This is a genomic window from Microvirga sp. ACRRW, from assembly GCF_022346925.1.
Lineage (GTDB): Bacteria > Pseudomonadota > Alphaproteobacteria > Rhizobiales > Beijerinckiaceae > Microvirga.
Window position 1 is genome coordinate 454,759 of sequence record NZ_JAKRNJ010000002.1, and the last position, 15,835, is coordinate 470,593.

15 protein-coding genes are annotated in these 15,835 nt (G+C 62.1%); 7 read left to right on the plus strand and 8 right to left on the minus strand.

Annotated elements, in window-relative coordinates:
- Positions 1-42: 42 nt before the first annotated feature.
- The 3 genes from MHY87_RS06280 to MHY87_RS06290 form a co-directional block, all read right to left on the minus strand.
- Complete coding sequence (locus MHY87_RS06280) at positions 43-411, minus strand: hypothetical protein (RefSeq protein WP_239350440.1); 369 nt, start codon at positions 409-411, stop codon at positions 43-45.
- Positions 412-569: 158 nt separating this feature from the next.
- Positions 570-2,429: a methylmalonyl-CoA mutase family protein gene (locus MHY87_RS06285; RefSeq protein WP_239350442.1), complete on the minus strand. Its 1,860-nt coding sequence runs from the start codon at positions 2,427-2,429 to the stop codon at positions 570-572.
- A gap of 209 nt (positions 2,430-2,638) precedes the next feature.
- Entirely contained in the window at positions 2,639-3,019 is a 381-nt protein-coding gene (locus MHY87_RS06290; protein WP_239350444.1) for a DUF2267 domain-containing protein, read from the minus strand.
- A gap of 140 nt (positions 3,020-3,159) precedes the next feature.
- Between MHY87_RS06290 and MHY87_RS06295 the strand changes: the two genes are divergently transcribed.
- Together MHY87_RS06295 and MHY87_RS06300 are read left to right on the plus strand one after the other, a co-directional pair.
- Entirely contained in the window at positions 3,160-4,701 is a 1,542-nt protein-coding gene (locus MHY87_RS06295) for a helicase HerA-like domain-containing protein (protein ID WP_239350446.1), read from the plus strand.
- Positions 4,702-4,903: 202 nt separating this feature from the next.
- Positions 4,904-6,286: a M20/M25/M40 family metallo-hydrolase gene (locus MHY87_RS06300; protein ID WP_239350447.1), complete on the plus strand. Its 1,383-nt coding sequence runs from the start codon at positions 4,904-4,906 to the stop codon at positions 6,284-6,286.
- Positions 6,287-6,343: 57 nt separating this feature from the next.
- Here the strand turns inward: MHY87_RS06300 and MHY87_RS06305 are convergent, their stop codons facing one another.
- Positions 6,344-7,024, minus strand: a complete 681-nt coding sequence (locus MHY87_RS06305; RefSeq protein WP_370644852.1) for a haloacid dehalogenase type II — start codon at positions 7,022-7,024, stop codon at positions 6,344-6,346.
- 143 nt (positions 7,025-7,167) lie between these two features.
- Between MHY87_RS06305 and MHY87_RS06310 the strand changes: the two genes are divergently transcribed.
- The 3 genes from MHY87_RS06310 to MHY87_RS06320 all read left to right on the plus strand — a co-directional run bounded on the left by MHY87_RS06310 (position 7,168) and on the right by MHY87_RS06320 (position 10,079).
- The gene (locus MHY87_RS06310) at positions 7,168-8,043 is read left to right on the plus strand and encodes a branched-chain amino acid aminotransferase (RefSeq protein WP_239350449.1); all 876 of its coding nucleotides are present in this window, start codon (positions 7,168-7,170) and stop codon (positions 8,041-8,043) included.
- A gap of 92 nt (positions 8,044-8,135) precedes the next feature.
- Entirely contained in the window at positions 8,136-8,855 is a 720-nt protein-coding gene (locus MHY87_RS06315) for a DUF1194 domain-containing protein (RefSeq protein ID WP_239350450.1), read from the plus strand.
- Between the two features lie 60 nt (positions 8,856-8,915).
- Complete coding sequence (locus MHY87_RS06320) at positions 8,916-10,079, plus strand: adenylate/guanylate cyclase domain-containing protein (RefSeq protein ID WP_239350451.1); 1,164 nt, start codon at positions 8,916-8,918, stop codon at positions 10,077-10,079.
- On the opposite strand, the gene murJ is transcribed toward MHY87_RS06320, so the two are convergent.
- Both murJ and MHY87_RS06330 read right to left on the minus strand, forming a co-directional pair.
- Positions 10,060-11,586, minus strand: coding sequence for a murein biosynthesis integral membrane protein MurJ (gene murJ, locus MHY87_RS06325; protein WP_239350452.1), 1,527 nt, complete (start codon positions 11,584-11,586; stop codon positions 10,060-10,062). The genes MHY87_RS06320 and murJ overlap by 20 nt on opposite strands.
- A 3-nt stretch (positions 11,587-11,589) precedes the next feature.
- On the minus strand, positions 11,590-12,594 hold the full coding sequence (locus tag MHY87_RS06330) for a glycosyltransferase family 2 protein (protein WP_239350453.1): 1,005 nt from the start codon (positions 12,592-12,594) through the stop codon (positions 11,590-11,592).
- A gap of 78 nt (positions 12,595-12,672) precedes the next feature.
- On the opposite strand from MHY87_RS06330, the gene MHY87_RS06335 reads away from it, so the two are divergent.
- Positions 12,673-13,515, plus strand: coding sequence for a ChbG/HpnK family deacetylase (locus MHY87_RS06335; RefSeq protein WP_239350454.1), 843 nt, complete (start codon positions 12,673-12,675; stop codon positions 13,513-13,515).
- Positions 13,516-13,573: 58 nt separating this feature from the next.
- Here the strand turns inward: MHY87_RS06335 and MHY87_RS06340 are convergent, their stop codons facing one another.
- Entirely contained in the window at positions 13,574-14,173 is a 600-nt protein-coding gene (locus tag MHY87_RS06340; RefSeq protein ID WP_239350456.1) for a superoxide dismutase, read from the minus strand.
- 176 nt (positions 14,174-14,349) lie between these two features.
- Between MHY87_RS06340 and MHY87_RS06345 the strand changes: the two genes are divergently transcribed.
- Positions 14,350-15,294 carry a hypothetical protein gene (locus tag MHY87_RS06345; protein WP_239350457.1) on the plus strand — a complete coding sequence of 315 codons (945 nt, stop codon included), beginning with the start codon at positions 14,350-14,352 and terminating at the stop codon, positions 15,292-15,294.
- On the opposite strand, the gene MHY87_RS06350 is transcribed toward MHY87_RS06345, so the two are convergent.
- A complete protein-coding gene (locus tag MHY87_RS06350; protein ID WP_239350458.1) occupies positions 15,287-15,835 on the minus strand; it encodes a hydrolase in 549 nt (182 codons plus the stop codon). The genes MHY87_RS06345 and MHY87_RS06350 overlap by 8 nt on opposite strands.

Here is a 15,835-nt window from a genome sequence, read left to right on the forward strand (position 1 = left end):
GGCATCCGTCTCAGGGATGCTATCGGAGCATCGTCTTAGGGATCAGCCGCGCTTCTCCGCATTCCAGCTGCCGGAGCAGGGGCGCCCGCCCGATGTGGTCCAGGTGCCGCGTCCCGTGTTGCCAGCAAGGCTTCCGCTGACATTCGCCCGGTCCTCCCCCCGCGAAATGCTGGCGGAAACGGAGCCGTTGGGCCGGACCTGGCCGTTCACGTCGAATTGTTCCGGCCCGCCATAGCGGGCACGGCCGTTCTGCACGACCACCGCATAGCGATAGGCCCGGTCGCAGCTGCCTTTTTCGGTGACGACTTCCACGCTCCAGTTGCCGTCGAACTTGTTCGTCTGTGCATGGGCTTGCGGCGCGAGGAAGGATGCGGCAACAGCCGCCGCGCCGAGCCAGGACATCATACGCATTGAAAACTCCATGACTTCGAAGAAGTGGGTGAACAACGTGAGGCTTCCGGCGCGGTTCCTGCATGACAAAAGCCGCCGCATCGTGTGATGCGACGGCTGTAATGGTCCGGCTTGGTTGTTTTAAGCGCGCTTCTGAGCGGTCCAGCGGCCCGAAAGGTTCACGCGCAGGCCTTGTCGAGAGCTTCGCTCAGAACCTTGAGGGTGTCGCACCCAGCGTAGATGAAAGTGGTGATACCGGCGCGGGACAGCACCTCTTCGCGGTCCCCCGGGCGTCCTGCCAGGTAGATGGGAGACGATCCAGCCTCATGCAAGGTTTTCGCGGCGTCTTCAGCGTGGGTTCCATAAATCTCATCTGACGAGCAGATGCAGGAAAGCTTTGTTTTGCTTTCGATAAAGGCATGCTTAAGCTTTTCGCTATCCGAAAAGCCATCGTTCATCACGGCTTCTATTCCGCCTGCCTCGAAGAAGTTTTTGGCGAAGGTGGCACGGGCCGTGAAAGCCGAGACGGGTCCGAGATTGGCAAGGAACACTTTTGGGCGCGCGTCCGTCTTTGCAAGGTAAGCATCCGACAGGTCGCGCAGGCGTTCGAAAGCCTCCGACGTGCGTATGGAGGGTAGGGGCTCGACCGTCACGGCAGATGAAGCGGAGGCCTCCTTCGCATTGTGTGCGGGCGGCATCAGCACCGCGACATCCGTCTCGTGAATGTTCGGGAATTCGCTCGTGCCGGTAATCGGCTCCTTGCGGGTGGCGACGGCCTTCTCCCGCTGCGCGCGCGTGGTGGCGATGCGGCTTTGAAGAGTGCCCGCTTTCAGGCTCTCGATGATGCCGCCTTCACGCTCGATCTCCTGCAACAGGCTCCACGCCTTCTCGCAGAGCGCATCGGTCAGCGCCTCGAAGCCACCGGCGCCCGCGGCGGGATCGGCCACGCGCCAGAGGTTCGATTCCTCCAGAAGAATGAGTTGGGTATTGCGCGCCACGCGGCGGGCGAAGGCATCGGGCAGGCCGAGCGCCGCCGTGAAAGGCAGAACCGTGATCGCATCCGCTCCGCCTATGCCGGCCGAGAAGGTGGCGACGGTTGTGCGCAGCATGTTCACCCACGGATCACGCTTTGTGGTCATGCGCCACGCGGTTTCCGCATGCAGGCGAATGGGCTTTGGTGCCAAACCGCAGGCTTGCTCAACTTGCGCCCAGAGGCGGCGCAGGGCGCGGAATTTCGCGACCGTGAGAAACTCGTCCGCGTCCGCGACCAGCAGGAAGGAGAGCGCATGCCGCACGGCATCGAGAGAATGGCCTTGTGCTTCAAGGGCGCGCAGATAGCTCAGGCCTGTGGCGAGAACGGCGGCCAATTCCTGTGCTTCGCTTGCTCCGGCCTCATGATAGGCACGGCCATCGGCGATGAAGGCGCGGCCGTTGAAGCCCTTCTCGGTCAGGCTCGTCAGCATCGCGCCCATGCGCGCTGAAACTTCACTCCATTCGACCGAGAGGCCGCCCAAGGAGGCAAGCCCCCCGATGGGGTCCATGCCAAGATCGAGTGACAGTTCGGAGAGTTTATGTCCGCGCCTTTCCGCGAGTTCGATCAGGTGCTCCGCCATCACGCGGCCCTTACCGCCTGCATCGAGGCGCAGATGGATGAGGTCGAGCATCACGCCCGAGAGCGCCTTGTCGAGATCCTCGACGCTGTCGGCCTTGATGCCGAAGCCACGCGCGGAGGGCGCTTTTCGCGTCACGAGCGTCAGAGCATCGGCCCCGCCTTCGAGATCCATGAGGGCAAGCTCGCTGGCCTTGGCAGCGTCGGGATGATCCACCCGCTGCGACACGCGCCAGCGCCCGGCTTCCTCGCGCGCAATCCGCGCCGCTCCTTCCGCTTTCGGATAAACCGGCTGAATCTCGATGCCGTCCTGGCTGCGGCCGACGAGCTTTTTCGAGAAGTCGGCTCCCTTGAGCACGCCCTCGACCAGCTTGAGCCATTGCTCGCGGGTGGCTTGAGGAAAATCGGCGGCAAGAGAGAGATCGTCCATGGGAATCCCCGTCCGGAGGAGGGCAAGTGCAATTGCGCGGGAAGATAGTGGGTCGGACGGGATGTGGGAATGCCCCAAAGGGCGGGGGTGAAAAGCGCGTCATCCCGGACGGCGGAGCCGCTCCGGGATCGTGTGCAGAATGAAGCGCCATTCTCGTCTTGCGATCCCGGGTTCTGCTACGCAGCCCCGGGATGACTCAATACCGGGACTTAAACGAACTGCGATAGGCCGGGGATCGAGCCCATGATGGTGCCCATCGTGTCCTCGCCGGCCTTCTCGCGGCCATAGGCGAAGAGTTCCTTGCCCAGCGGCTGCATCTGGCCCATGGACACGCCGATGCCCATGAGCTGGCCGCCCAGCGCCATCACGCCACCGCCCATGGAGCCTACCATGCCCATGAGGCCGCCACCGCCACCCGACTTGGACTGCTCGATGGCATCCTGAGCGCCCGGGAGGGCTTCGATGAGTTTGCTGACCTCAGCCTGCGGGCCTTCCTTTTGGAGATAGCCGAGAATGAGGCCGATGGCCTTGCGGGCCGTATCCTGATCGAGGCCGGTCTTTTGCGTCACGCGGGCGAGCAACTCGTCCATCTGATTCTCCTCATGCTGGATCGATATGATGGTTTAGCTGTAAACTATTTAGTCGATAAATCTCAAACGAAAAGTCTTCGCAGTGGAAACTGGCGACAGGGCTTCTAAGATCCTTGGATAAGATTCTGGAGACAAACACGATGCTCGTAGACGGGAAGATCTTCATCGGCAAAAGCACCAAGCCGGAATATCTGGACTTGCGGCTCGCCAATCGCCACGGCCTCGTGACGGGCGCCACGGGCACCGGCAAGACAGTTACATTGCAGGTGTTGGCGGAAGGTTTTTCCAACGCGGGCGTTCCGGTTTTCGCCGCCGATATCAAGGGCGATCTCTCGGGTCTTGCTGCACCTGGCAACGCCAAGGAGCCGCTGGTCAAGCGCGCGCAGGAGATCGGCATCGAATACAAGCCGGATCAATTCCCCGTCGTATTCTGGGATATTTTCGGCGAGCAGGGACACCGCGTGCGCGCCACGATCTCCGAGATGGGGCCGCTGCTGCTCTCGCGCCTTCTCGATCTCAACGACACGCAGGAAGGCGTGCTCAACATTGCTTTCCGCATCGCTGACGAGCAGGGATTGCTGCTGCTCGATTTGAAGGATCTGCGCGCGCTGCTGCAGCTTATCTCCGACAATGCGGGGGAACTCACCACCACCTACGGCAATGTGTCGAAGGCGACCATCGGCACGATCCAACGGCAGTTGCTCGTGCTTGAAAACCAGCAGGGCGACGAGTTTCTCGGAGAGCCCGCGCTCAATATCAAGGATCTGATGCGCACTGATCGCGACGGGCGCGGCGTCATCAACATCCTCGCGGCGGATAAGCTCATGAGCAATCCGCGCCTCTACGCCACCTTCCTGCTGTGGCTCATGTCGGAGCTGTTCGAAGAGCTGCCGGAGGTGGGCGACCTCGACCAGCCCAAGCTCGTGTTCTTCTTCGACGAGGCGCATCTTCTGTTCAACGATGCGCCGAAGGCTCTCGTTGAGACCGTGGAGCGCGTGGTGCGCCTCATCCGCTCGAAGGGCGTGGGCGTCTATTTCATCACGCAGAACCCGGTCGATGTGCCCGAGTCTGTGCTGGCCCAGCTCGGCAACCGCGTGCAGCATGCCTTGCGCGCTTACACGCCGCGCGAGCAGAAAGCCGTGCGTGTGGCAGCCCAAACCTTCCGGCAGAATCCGGCCTTCGATACGGAAAAGGCGATCACCGAACTCGGTGTCGGCGAGGCTCTGGTCTCGACCCTCGAAGGAAAAGGCGCGCCGTCCATGGTGGAGCGCACCTTGATCGCGCCGCCCATGGCGCAGGTCGGCCCCATCGAGCTGACCGAGCGTCAGAAAATCCTGAACGCGAGTCCCATGAAGGGCAAATACGATCAGGCCATCGATCCAGAATCAGCATACGAGCTGCTCGCCAAACGTGCCGAGCAGGCGGCAGCCGACGCCAAGGCTGCGGAAGGCGGAGGCGGCATCCTCGATATGATCGGTGGTCTTTTCGGTACCAACGGTCCGCAGCGCAAGGGCAGCCTGAGCACCACTCAAAGGGTCACGCGCGAGGTCACACGCACCATCGTCAACCAGACGGTCGGCAACCTCGCCGCCGAGATCGGCAAGTCCATCGGCGGCCGCCAAGGTGGCTCCATCGGCCGCGCCATCGTGCGAGGAACCCTGGGCGGACTGTTGCGGCGTTGAGGCTTTCCTCATAAGCGTCATCCCGGACGGCGTCAGCCGATCCGGGATCGTCCTCAGAATTAGGTGCTCTTCTTGTCTAGCGATCCCGGGTTCTGCTCCGCAGCCCCGGGATGACTGCTTTTGGGTTCCCCCTTGCAGTATGGCCTTCTTAGGAGCACCTTGCCGCGCAACCGGATAGATTCTTCAACCAAAAGAAAACGCCATGTCCCAGCTCGACCAAGTTCTCTCCAAGATCGATGCCGATCTCGATGCCTCCCTGGAGCGCCTGTTCCAATGGCTGAAGATGCCTTCGATCTCCACCGATCCGGCCTACAAGGACGATTGTCGCAAGGCCGGCCAGTGGCTCGTGGACGATCTGAAGACCATCGGCATCGAGGCAAGCTTGCGCGAGACGGGCGGGCATCCCGCCGTGGTGGCCCATGCCAAGGGCGAGGCGAAGCCGCATGTGCTGTTCTATGGGCATTACGACGTGCAGCCCGTCGATCCGCTGGAACTGTGGGAGACGGCGCCTTTCGAGCCGCGCATCATCACGCTGCCGGATGGCCGCAAAGCCATCAGCGCCCGCGGCTCCTCCGACGATAAGGGCCAGGTGATGACCTTCGTCGAAGCCTGCCGCGCATGGAAGGCGGTGACCGGCTCGCTTCCGATCAATATCACCTTCCTCATCGAAGGCGCGGAGGAGGACGGCTCAAAGTTCCTGCCCGAGTTCATCGAGGCCAACAAGAACGAGCTGAAGGCCGATGTGGCGCTCGTCTGCGACACCGGCATGTGGGACCAGGACACGCCTGCGATCACTTCGTCCTTGCGCGGCATGGTCTATGAGGAAGTGATCGTGCGTTGCGCTGATCGCGACCTGCATTCCGGCATGTTCGGCGGTGCTGCTCGCAACCCGATCCATGTGCTGTCGAAGATCATCGCCGACATTCACGATGCGGATGGCCGCATCACGATTCCGGGCTTCTACGAGGGGGTTCCTGAAATCCCGACGCAGATTCTGGAGCAGTGGAAGGGCCTGGGCCTGACAGAGGAGAGTTTCCTCGGTCCGATCGGCCTGAAGCATTCCGCCGGCGAGAAGGACCGCATGCTCATCGAGCAGGTCCAGTCGCGTCCCACCTGTGACGTGAACGGCATCATCGGCGGCTATACGGGCGAGGGCACCAAGACGGTGATCGCGGCGGAAGCGCGCTGCAAGATCTCGTTCCGCCTCGTGGGCGATCAGGATCCCGCGAAGATCTCCGAAAACTTTCAGGCCTTCGTGCGCGCGCGCATTCCCGCCGATTGCTCGGCGGAGTTCATCAAGCACAAGGGCACGCGCGCTCTCGCGCTGCCGCATGACTTCCCGGCGCTCACGGTGGCGAAGTCCGCGCTCCACGACGAATGGAAGAAGGACACCGTCGTCATCGGATCGGGCGGCTCTATCCCGGTCGGCGGCGATTTCAAGCGCATCCTCGGCCTCGACACGCTCTTCGTCGGCTTCGGCCTCGACGACGACCGCATCCATTCGCCGAACGAGAAATACGACCTCAAGAGCTTCCACAAGGGCACGCGCTCCTGGGCGCGCATTCTTGCGGCAATGGCGAAGTAAATCAGGTCATCAGAAGCGAACAGGCCTGCCGTGGCATCGAGGCTGTGGCAGGCCTTTTTACGTCAGCAGACCATACAGCGTGTCGATGACGGCGTGCGGGGGAATGTCGGTGTATTCATCCGGCATGCCGAGCCTGTTCACCCAGATCGGCGTGAAGCCGAACACGGCAGCGCCCGCCACGTCCCAGCGGTTGGAGGAGACGAACGCGATCTCGTCCACGTTGAGGGACAATTCCTCCAAAGCGAGCTGATAGGCGTCCGGGCTCGTCTTGAAGATCTTCGCGGCATCGACCGAGAGAACCGCGTCGAGATGGGCGCCGAGATCGGCGGATGACACCGAGGCGCTGAGCATGGCGGGATCGCCGTTCGAGAGGATCGCCGTGCGCAGGCCCCGCGCCCTCAAGGACTGCAGGGCGATGCGAACCTCAGGATAGGCATCGAGCCTGCGATAAGCATCGAGCAGGAGAGGGCGCACGGAGTAATCCGCCGTGGAGCACCGGGCAAAGGCGTAGTCGAGGGACTTCTCGGTGAGCGACCAGAAGGATTCGTAGCGTCCGGCGAGGGAAAGGACCCAGGAATATTCGAGCTGCTTGGCGCGCCACATCTCCGACAGCCGCAAGGCCTCCGGCCCGATCTGAGCCGCATGGCGAGCGACTGCAGAGTGAACATCGAACAATGTTCCATAGGCGTCGAACACGACAGCCTTGATATGGGTCGGAATAAGGGTGGGCAAAGGCATGGCTCCTGGGAGGGACCGAACGATCATCTCCTGTCATGCATTTCATCACAAGACTTTATCTTGTCCAACTCGGCCAAGCGATTGACGGATGTGCCCCAAAGGGATTCGATAGGGCAGGCATTCTGACCCAAAGGACGAGACACGTGGCTTGGTATTCGCAGACCTGGAACTGGTTCAACGGAGCATGGCAGGAGGGTAACCCGCCGCTTATCGGGCCGCGTTCCCACGTATCCTGGCTTGGTTCCTCCGTGTTCGACGGGGCGCGCGTGTTCGAGAACGTCATGCCCGACATGGACCTGCACTGCGCCCGCGTGAACCGCTCCGCCCTCACCATCGGCCTCAAGCCCACCATGGACCCCAAGGTCATCGTCGATCTGGTGCGCGAGGGCGTGAAGAAGTTCGCTCCCGGCACGGCGCTTTACGTGAAGCCCATGTATTGGGGCGAGGCCGAGGGCCTGGCCACCATCGCGCCCGATCCGGAATCGACCCAGTTCTGCCTCTCGCTCTTCGAGGCTCCCATGCCGGTGCCGGGCGGGTTGTCGGTGATGAAGTCGAGCTTCCGCCGCCCGACGCTGGAATCCATGCCGACCGATTCCAAGGCCGGCGCGCTCTATCCCAACAATGCCCGTGTGATCCGCGAGGCGAAGGAAAAGGGCTTCGACAACGCGCTTGTCTGCGACGCGCTGGGCAACGTGGCCGAGACCGGCACGTCCAATGTTTTCATGGCAAAGGACGGCGTGGTCTATACGCCGTTCCCGAATGGCACTTTCCTCAATGGCATCACCCGCCAGCGCGTGATCAAGCTGCTGCGCGACGATGGCGTGCAGGTGGTAGAGAGCACGCTGCGCTACGAGGATTTCGCGGCCGCCGACGAGATCTTCATCTCGGGCAATTACTCCAAGGTGATGCCGGTGCTGCGCATCGATAACCGCGATCTCCAGCCTGGCCCGTTCTATCGCCGCGCCCGCGAGCTCTATTGGGCCTTCGCCCATTCGCAGCCCGTCACCAAAGCGGCGTAAAGTCGTTTCAAGGACTTGTGAACCGGGGCCGAGAGGTCCCGGTTTTTTATTGCCCTACATGGCTCCGGGTCATGCCTTAGCTGGAGCCTCCGATGCGCCTGATCCTCAAAAGCCTGTTCGCCCTCAGCCTCCTGACAGCGCCGGCCCAGGCGGAATCCGTCGATCTGGAACTGGTCTTTGCGGCCGACGGCTCCGGCTCCATCGACACCGACGAGCTGCGCCTGCAGCGGAAGGGCTGGGCCGATGCGATGATGAGCGCCGAGGTGCTGAACGGGATCAAGGACGGTCCTGCGGGTGCCATCGCGGTGGCCTATATGGAATGGGGCGGACCGAGTTCCCAGGTTCTTATCGTCGACTGGCATGTGATCCGGGATGCTGTGAGCGCGAAGGTGTTCGCCGACAAGCTCATGAGCGCGCCGCGCGGCGCTACCGGCTACAATTCCATCTCCAACGCCATCGACTTTTCCGTGCGCCTCGTGGAGCAGAATGCACATGAGGGCACGCGCAAGGTCATCGACGTGTCGGGAGACGGCCCCAACATGAACGGCAGATCGCTGGAGCAGGCGCGGGCCGATGCACTCGCGAAGGGCTTTATCATCAACGCTCTCGCCATCCGTCGCCCCGGCAGCGGACGACCCGGAGGGCCCGGCGGCATGTCACTTGAGGATTACTACGCGCAGAACGTGATCGGCGGGCCGGGCTCATTCGTGGAGATCGCCGATGAGACGCAACCTTTCGCCGTGGCGGCGCGGCGCAAGCTGCTGACGGAGATTGCGGGAACGGGCGGCACGACGCGCCTTGCGAGCCGTTAGATTTACACATTCATCGCGGACATTGGCGGCGAGGGTGCTCGTTTCATCAGGGCTGTCACCATGCCGAAACTCGAAGACTGGATCGTCGAACAGGGCCTGCGCGGAACCGACGTTGAAACGTTGCTCTCCGGCTTCGCCGACGGCTTGAGCGCTGAGGGCGTCAATCTGGTTCGGGCTTATATCGCGCTGCCGACCGTCAATCCGACGATCCGCGTCTACACCCATGTCTGGACCCGATCAGACGGCACGATGATCGAGGGCGTCTCTCATGAGCGCAATGAGGTCGCCTTCGAGGTGAGCCCCTTCGCGCATCTGATGCGCATGGAGCAGATGAGCGGCTACTGGCGGGTCGATGGTCCGGATGCGGAGCTGTTCGGCGTCTTCGAGGATGTGAGGCGGGAAGGCGGGACGGATTATCTCGCCCGTCTCTTCAGCTTCGACAATGCAAGCGCGCCGGATTTGCGCGGCATCGGAATCTCATTCTCGTCCGGCCGCCCCGAGGGCTTCCTGCCGGACGAGATTGCGCGGATCGACGCGCTGCTGCCGCTTTTGGGATTGGCCGCGTATCGCATGACGCTCTTCGACCTCACGGTCGCCATGCTCGATACCTATGTGGGTCTCTCCGCGGGGCGGCGCGTGCTAAGCGGCGAAATCCGCCGTGGGGTCGGGACGACGATCACGGCAGCCTTGTTCTTTGCGGACCTGCGCGGGTTCACCACTCTAGCTGACAGGGCCGGGATAGATCTGATCGCTCGACTCGACCGGCATCTCGAAGCCATGACTGCACCGGTAACGGAGCAGGGCGGCGAGGTTCTCAAATTCATGGGCGACGGCGTGCTGGCGGTTTTTCCGATCACGGAAGATCGCTCACAAGGCGAGGCCTGTGTTGCCGCCATTCACGCGGCCCAGGCCGCGCTCGAAAGGAATGAAGCCGTCAATCGTGCCGAGGATACGGCGTTGAGCCTCGACATCGCGCTTCATTGCGGAGACGTGTTCTACGGCAATATCGGCGCGGCGGGACGCCTCGACTTCACCGTGATCGGGCCTGCGGTGAACGAGGTGAGTCGCATGGAAGCGCTTTGTAGCGTTCTCGATTGTGCCATCATCATGTCGAGCAGCGTTGCGGCTTCAAGTCCGGTCCCTGTCCGCTCACTCGGTTCTCATCGCTTGCGGGGCATTGCGGCGGAGCGGGAGCTTTTTACCGTCAGTGACGCGCAAGCTTGATACCGCTTGCCTTCATGCCGATCAGCAGGATGACGCCATAGATCGCTGCACCTGAAATCCCGAGCAGACCGAGCAGGGTCTCATTCTGCCAGATCGGCAGAAGCGTGGTCCATTGGCTCAAGAAAGCAGGGGCGAACCAAGCGAATACCGCCAGCACTGCACTTGCTGCGGCAACGACCAGACATGTTTTACCGAGCGAGCGGTTCGGCGCGGTCCATCCACGGCGATAGGCGAGGATGAAGAGCAGGATCAGATTGACCCACACGCCGGTGGCCGTGCCAATGGCGAGGCCGACGACGCCGTAAGTGTCCATCAGCATCAGTTTGACGACGATATTGACGCCGACCGCCGTGAGAGAGGCGATCAGCGGCGTCGTGGTATCTGAGCGGGCGAAGAAGCTCGACACGGCGGAGCGGATGAGAACGGCTGCAGGCAGGCCGAAGCCGTAGGCCGCGAGCACTGCGCCTGCGCGCTGCGCGGCATCAGCGCTGAAAGCGCCGCGCTGGAAGAGCGCGGACATGATGAGGTCCGGCATCGCCAGGAAGGCCACGAAGAAAGGCGCGGCAAGCGCCAGCGTGAGGCCTACCGTGCGGTTCTGCGCGGCATAGGCGCTCGCTTCGTCGCCCGCTGCGATGCGGCGGCTCATCTCGGGCAGAAGCACCGTGCCGGCTGCAATGCCGATCACGCCGAGGGGAAGCTGATAGAGCCGGTCGGCGTAATAGAGCGAGGAGACCGCGCCCGTGGGCAGGAACGAGGCGATGATCGTATCAGCGAAGATCGCAAGCTGCACGCCTGCGGAGCCGATAATGGCGGGACCGAGTGCCTTGAAGAAGCGCTTCATGGCCATGTCGCTGCGCGGCTTCTCCAGACGGGGGGCGGCCTTGATGCTGCGCGCCGACATCCAGACCAGAAGCAATTCGAAAATGCCTGCGGCCGTGACGCCCCAAGCCGCCGCATAGCCTGCGTTGGGGAACAGGAATGCGACCGCAAGTGCCGCGATCATCGTGACGTTCAAGAGAACGGGCGCGGCGGCCGCCGCCCAGAACCTATCATGCGCGTTGAGGATGGCCGAATAGATCGTGACGACCGTGATCAGCAGAAGATAGGGAAACGTGATCCGCGTCAGCGAAACGGCGAGTTCGAATTTCGCGGGATCTTCCGCAAAGCCAGGCGCCAAAAGTCGCACCACAAAGGGCATGGCGAGAAACGCCACGATGAGCAGAGCGATCTGCACGATCAGCATGAGCGTCGTGATGCGGCTTGCGAAGGATTTCGCTGCCTTCTCGCTCTCAGCTTCGAGCACCTGCGCGTAGGTGGGCAGGAACGCGTTGTTGAATGCGCCTTCGCCGAAGATGGCGCGGAAATGATTGGGAATGCGGAAGGCGACAAAGAACGCATCGGCCACGGGGCCGATGCCCATTACGGCGGCGATCACCACGTCGCGAATGAAGCCGGTGAGGCGTGAAACCAGCGTCCAGCCGCCGACGGAGAGGATCTTTTTGAACATCGGTCAGGCCCGGCGCAGCAGATAATTTTCGGGAACGAGGTGGTTCGAGACTTCCGCCGCGCCGCCGATGCGCTCGGCTACCACATAAAGCGGCCTGCGTTTTACCTCCGCGAAGATGCGGCCCACATATTCGCCGATGATGCCGAGTGACATGAGCTGGATGCCGGAGAAGAACATGATCGACACGATCAGGCTCGGGAAGCCGGGAAGATCGGTGCCAAAGAGAAGTGTTCTGATCGCGAAATAGAGAGCGGTCGCGATCGACAGGAAAGAGATCAGGAAGCCGAGATAGGTCCAGATGCGCAGCGGCACCGTGGAGAACGCCGCGATGCCGTCGAAGGCGAAGCGGAAGAGCTTCCTGAAGCTCCACTTCGACGCGCCGAACTGGCGCTCCTCCACCACGAAGGGCACGCCCGTACCCTTGAAGCCGATCCAGGCATAAAGACCTTTCGAGAAACGTGCCTTTTCGCCCAGCGTGCGCAGCACCTCGACGCCCTTGCGGTCGATGAGACGGAAATCGCCCGCGCCCTCGGGCAGGCTGATCTCGCCAAAGCGCGCGAAGAGGCGATAGAACAGATGCGCGAAGCCGCGCTTGGTCCGGGTTTCGTCAGAGCGGTCGGTGCGCTGGCCGTAGACCATGTCGTAGCCCGCCTGCCAGCGCTCGACGAAGGCTTCGATCATCTCCGGCGGATGCTGCAAATCCGCATCCATGATGACAACCGCATCGCCTCTTGCATGGTCGAGGCCCGCCGCGATGGCGATCTCCTTGCCGAAATTGCGGCTGAAGGAGACGGCCCCGACCCGGGGCTCCGTCTGGCTCAATTTGCGGATGGCTTCGAGGGTGTTGTCCCGGCTGCCGTCATCCACGAACACCACCTCCCAGGAATGGCCGATCTTCTCTAAGACTGGGAACAAGCGCTCGGAAAGCGGCCCGATATTGGCGCTCTCGTTATGGACGGGAATGATAACGCTGAGCTTTGGCGACGGCACGGTTTTGAAACCCTTCATGTTTGGCCGCATCAAGAGCCGAGTTTTCAGCTTTGCTCAAGGGGGGTAGGGTGCGGCAAACCTGATTTAGAGGGGGCTATGCCTGTATTCCGCAACGTCATTTTCTGCGCCGACGATTATGGCCTCAGCGATGGCGTGAGCCGGGGCATCGTGGAACTGGCGGAAATGGGCCGCCTCTCAGCCACGGGTGCCATGACCAACATGCCCGGCTGGCGGCGGAATGCGGCCGCCCTGAAGCCCTTGAGAGGGCGGATCGGGATCGGCCTGCATCTCAACCTCACGACCGGCTCTCCCCTGGGGACAATGCCGAAGCTCGCCCCGGCAGGCCGGCTGCCGCTTCTGGAGGCGGTTCTGGGCATGTCCTTCAAGGGCCGCTTGGATCAGACTGAGATCGCCGGCGAGATCGCACGACAGCTCGACGCGTTCGAGGAGGCGTTCGGGGAGACCCCATCCTTCGTCGATGGCCATCAGCATGTGCATGTGCTGCCCGTGGTGAGAGCTGCCTTGTTTCAGGTGCTGAAGGAGAGGGGCCATGCCGGTCGCCTCTGGCTGCGCGATCCATCCGACCGGGCGGTTGCCATCCTGCGCCGTCCCATCGGTCGAGGAAAGGCGCTCCTCGTCAAAGGCTTCGCTCGGGGCTTTGCCAAGCAGGCGCAGGCCGAAGGTTTTGCGACGAACAGAGGCTTTTCGGGCTTTGCGCCCTTCGATCTCTCGGTGTCTCCTCAACGCATCTTTGAAACGGCATTTTCGCGACTAGGGGCAAGCCCGCTGGTCATGTGCCATCCCGGCTATATGGATGACGAGTTACGCGCGCTCGATCCTGCCGTGGAGAGCCGCGTTGCTGAACTGGAATATCTGAAATCCGATCAGTTCGACCTGATGTTGCGTGAGCGGGGGATCAGGCTCGTTTCCGTTTCATAGCCACAAAACAAAACGGGCCTCCGAAGAGGCCCGTGTGTAACGTAACGTGAAGTCCGACTTACTTCGTCGCGGCTTCGAACATTTCCTCGACGTGCTCCCAGTTCACCAGGTTCTCGAGGAAGGCCTTGAGGTAGTCGGGACGGCGGTTGCGGTAGTCGATGTAGTAGGAATGCTCCCACACGTCGCAGCCGAGGATCGGCTGGGCGCCGTGAACCAGCGGGTTCTCGCCGTTCGGGGTCTTCATGATCGTGAGCTTGCCGTCCTTCACCGCGAGCCAGGCCCAGCCGGAGCCGAACTGGCCGACGCCGGCCTGGATGAAGTCTTCCTTGAACTTCTCGACGGAGCCGAGATCCTCGATGATCTTCTTCTCGAGCTTGCCGGGAAGCGCGCCGCCGCCATTGGGCTTCATCCACATCCAGAAGTGGATGTGATTGTAGTGCTGGCCGGCATTGTTGAAGAGAGCCTGGTTCTTGCCGTAGGAGCCCTTCACGACCTCCTCGACGCTCTTGCCTTCGAATTCCGTGCCTTTCAGCAGGTTGTTGCCGGTGTTGACGTAAGCAGCATGGTGCTTGTCGTGGTGAAACTCCAGGGTTTCCTTCGACATGTAGGGCTGCAGGGCATCATAGGCGTAGGGCAGTTCGGGCAGAGTGAATGACATCGGCGTCTCCTTGTGATTTGAGCGACCTGTGCTGCGTTAGTTAAAGCTCCATAGGTCCAAGAGCAACGGCCAGCAGGCGGACTTTTTTCTGCCCAATCTTTCCATGAGGTTGCCTTTCGCCTATAGAGGCATAGCTTTGCCTTTGAAAACCTTGGTTTGCGTATGATGGAGACGGCATGATCATCGCTCTTCTGGCCCTCGCTTTTGCGATGATCGTCGGCGGGTTACTGGCCATTCTCTTCGGCTGGGACATCGTTCTGATAGAACGTGGCTGGACAATGGTCATCGCCGGCAGCTTCAGCGTTTCTTGCGGCGCTCTGCTGCTTGGCATCACGGCTGCCGTATCCAAGCTCGCCCAGATTCAGGCTGAGATGGCCCGCCTTCAGGTCGCTTTCGACGAAGAGGTTCGTGAGGAGGCTCCCTCGTCCTCGACAGGTCTCTCCATGGCAGCTCTCGCCGGTGGCCTTCTCGGTGGCCGCATGTTCGGTCGCGGAGAGACCAAGGTTGAAGACGAGAAGCAGCCCGACCTGCCGCTTTTCCAGGACGAGAAGCCCGAGCCTGCGCTTGAGAGCCGCGAGGGCAGGGAAGAGGCCGAGGAACTGAAGGTCGGCGAGCCGCTTCTGTCGTTCCCGCCCAGGACGACACCCGAAGATACGGAACGTCGCGGCGAAGAGGGGGCCGACATCAAGGTGCCGGACTTCCTGCTCGCCGAGCGGCTGCGGGACGATTATGTCGAGTCCCGCCCGGCGCCTGCCGAGGCGTCGCTGTTCGGCGACGAGCCCAAGCTGGACGAGCCTGAAGAGGAGCAGCGGGACGAACTTCATCGCGACGACATTCTCGAGCCGTTGAACGAGCCTGTTTCCGTTCGTGAGTCGGAAATCGAGATCGTGCTTGATGAGCCTGCCGTCGAAGAAGAGGCTCCCGAGGAAACGGCGAAAGAGGAGCCCCGCCCGAGCGCAACCGTCATCGGCACCTACAATTCGGGCGACAACACTTATGTGATGTTCTCTGATGGCTCCATCGAAGCTCAGACGCCCAGCGGCATTTTCCACTTCCAGTCTCTCGACGAGCTGAAAGCCTTCATCGCCTCCGGCGGAGAGGGCGGAAGTTCCGCTACTTGAACAGCGGAGCGAGGGCCCGGAAATCCTCCGTCGCAGCCCTCTCCATCCATTCGAAGGCCACCATCTCCGTCGTGACCCAGTGACAGCCTGCGTGGAGCAGGCGTGCGCAGGCCGCAGCAACGCTGTGCGGTGAGCGGCTCGACACCGCATCGGCGACCACGAAGACATCGAGTCCTGCCGCTTTGAACCCGAGCGCGCTCTGCAGCACGCAGATATGGGCCTCGGCTCCGCAGATCACGAGCTGGTCGCGGCCTTCGCCGCGAAGCTCCGCGACCCGCCCCGCAATGCCCGGATCGCCGGCGGAGGAGAAGCTCGTCTTAGGCAGTACGAGAGCTTCGACGGGAAGCGCCTCGGTCACGGATTCGACCGTGTGACCTAACCCTTTGGGATATTGCTCGGTCACGGTCACCGGAATGCCGAGCCGTGATGCCACCTGCAACAGGACGTTCACATTCCCGAGCGTGGCCTCGGCCTCATGGATGGCTGGCATGAGCCTCGTCTGCACATCCACCACAAGAAGATGCGATCGTTGCGCGCTCAA

Bases quoted from the DNA above. Each gene is read 5' to 3' on its own strand.
- MHY87_RS06330 (WP_239350453.1), bottom strand. From the start codon at position 12,594: ATGAAGGGTTTCAAAACCGTGCCGTCGCCAAAGCTCAGCGTTATCATT.
- MHY87_RS06305 (WP_370644852.1), bottom strand. From the start codon at position 7,024: ATGCCTTTGCCCACCCTTATTCCGACCCATATCAAGGCTGTCGTGTTC.
- MHY87_RS06285 (WP_239350442.1), bottom strand. From the start codon at position 2,429: ATGGACGATCTCTCTCTTGCCGCCGATTTTCCTCAAGCCACCCGCGAG.
- MHY87_RS06300 (WP_239350447.1), top strand. From the start codon at position 4,904: ATGTCCCAGCTCGACCAAGTTCTCTCCAAGATCGATGCCGATCTCGAT.
- MHY87_RS06335 (WP_239350454.1), top strand. From the start codon at position 12,673: ATGCCTGTATTCCGCAACGTCATTTTCTGCGCCGACGATTATGGCCTC.
- MHY87_RS06345 (WP_239350457.1), top strand. From the start codon at position 14,350: ATGATCATCGCTCTTCTGGCCCTCGCTTTTGCGATGATCGTCGGCGGG.
- MHY87_RS06280 (WP_239350440.1), bottom strand. From the start codon at position 411: ATGCGTATGATGTCCTGGCTCGGCGCGGCGGCTGTTGCCGCATCCTTC.
- MHY87_RS06295 (WP_239350446.1), top strand. From the start codon at position 3,160: ATGCTCGTAGACGGGAAGATCTTCATCGGCAAAAGCACCAAGCCGGAA.
- MHY87_RS06315 (WP_239350450.1), top strand. From the start codon at position 8,136: ATGCGCCTGATCCTCAAAAGCCTGTTCGCCCTCAGCCTCCTGACAGCG.
- MHY87_RS06320 (WP_239350451.1), top strand. From the start codon at position 8,916: ATGCCGAAACTCGAAGACTGGATCGTCGAACAGGGCCTGCGCGGAACC.
- murJ (WP_239350452.1), bottom strand. From the start codon at position 11,586: ATGTTCAAAAAGATCCTCTCCGTCGGCGGCTGGACGCTGGTTTCACGC.
- MHY87_RS06290 (WP_239350444.1), bottom strand. From the start codon at position 3,019: ATGGACGAGTTGCTCGCCCGCGTGACGCAAAAGACCGGCCTCGATCAG.
- MHY87_RS06340 (WP_239350456.1), bottom strand. From the start codon at position 14,173: ATGTCATTCACTCTGCCCGAACTGCCCTACGCCTATGATGCCCTGCAG.